Source organism: Acinetobacter sp. 228 (assembly GCF_048147885.1).
Map to the genome: position 1 here is coordinate 1 of NZ_JAYWYV010000555.1, position 1,069 is coordinate 1,069.

The following is a 1,069-nucleotide window of genomic DNA, read 5'->3' on the forward strand; positions in this document are numbered from 1 at the left end:
TTGGTTTACTGGAACAGCTGGCCCATGGCAACATTTACAAATGGTGCAGATGCGTGCGAAAGAAAATGGTCGCTGGTTTATTCGTGCAACTAACACAGGTGTAACAGCGTTTATTGATCAAAATGGTCATATCACTGAACAAGCACCGATTGATAAAGAGTTTGTCTTGAGAGGCGATTTACCAGCCATGCAAGGTCAAACTCTCTATAACCGTCTAGGTGATTATCCAATTTTAGGTTTTGCAATATTACTGCTGGTTTTAGGTTGGATCTATCGTCCACGTAAAGTAGACGTGTCTTACAAATCACGTCGCTAAATTATAATAACTTTGTACCCAGAGGTACTTCAAACTCTGGGATACAAAGTGCTACATCCCCCTCTGCATTATGAAACCCTGTTACCAAACATTCTGATTGAATAGGCCCTATTTGCTTTTTAGGGAAATTCACTACTGCAACAACTAATTTACCAATCAAATCCTGCGGTTGATAAAGTTTAGTAATCTGTGCACTCGATTTACGTACACCCAATTCTTCACCAAAATCTACATGCAAAATATAGGCAGGTTTTCGCGCCTTTTCAAAAACCTCAGCTTGAATAATTTTACCAACGCGCAGTTCTACTTTTAAAAAGTCATTCCACTCGATTTGTTCCATTTCATATTTCTCATCTTCTTAAATTGCTGATTTGAAGCATATAATATGTACAAATGAAGAAACACCCTGTTTTAAGTCCAGTTAAAAAATAAAACGTAGATGTTGAGTCTACGTTTTATTTAAAAATTCTGTTTTAAAATAAGATTAAAAAGCAATCGATAATTGCAAAGATAAATAAGCAACTAAACTGGATAAAAAAACCATCGGCACATAACGATAAGCTTTAAAAAGCAATTGTTCGTATTTAGAAGCCATCTGTTTAGTTTGCCATACACTCGTTTTTAATGCGGTAAAGAAGCTCACCATTAACCAAGCGCTTACAATACTTAAGGCAAAGAAACCAATCATGATTTGGCTACTTCCCTCAGTACTCAACCATAGCTTTAATGAAACTTCAGCAATAGGTAATAATG

Annotated in this window: 3 protein-coding genes; 1 reads left to right on the top strand and 2 read right to left on the bottom strand. The window is 36.1% G+C overall.

The features are described from left to right. Window positions 1–316 (top strand): nitrilase-related carbon-nitrogen hydrolase (locus VXQ92_RS20740; protein WP_416683042.1); only part of this gene is annotated, 316 nt, incomplete at its 5' end. 1 nt (window position 317) lies between these two features. Here the strand turns inward: VXQ92_RS20740 and VXQ92_RS20745 are convergent. Together VXQ92_RS20745 and VXQ92_RS20750 are read right to left on the bottom strand one after the other, a co-directional pair. Continuing rightward, window positions 318–656 (bottom strand): tRNA-binding protein, encoded by a 339-nt coding sequence (locus VXQ92_RS20745; protein ID WP_032030925.1) that lies wholly within the window; start codon window positions 654–656, stop codon window positions 318–320. A gap of 144 nt (window positions 657–800) precedes the next feature. Next, a partial coding sequence (locus tag VXQ92_RS20750) for a hypothetical protein (protein ID WP_210192292.1) occupies window positions 801–1,069 on the bottom strand: 269 nt, incomplete at its 5' end.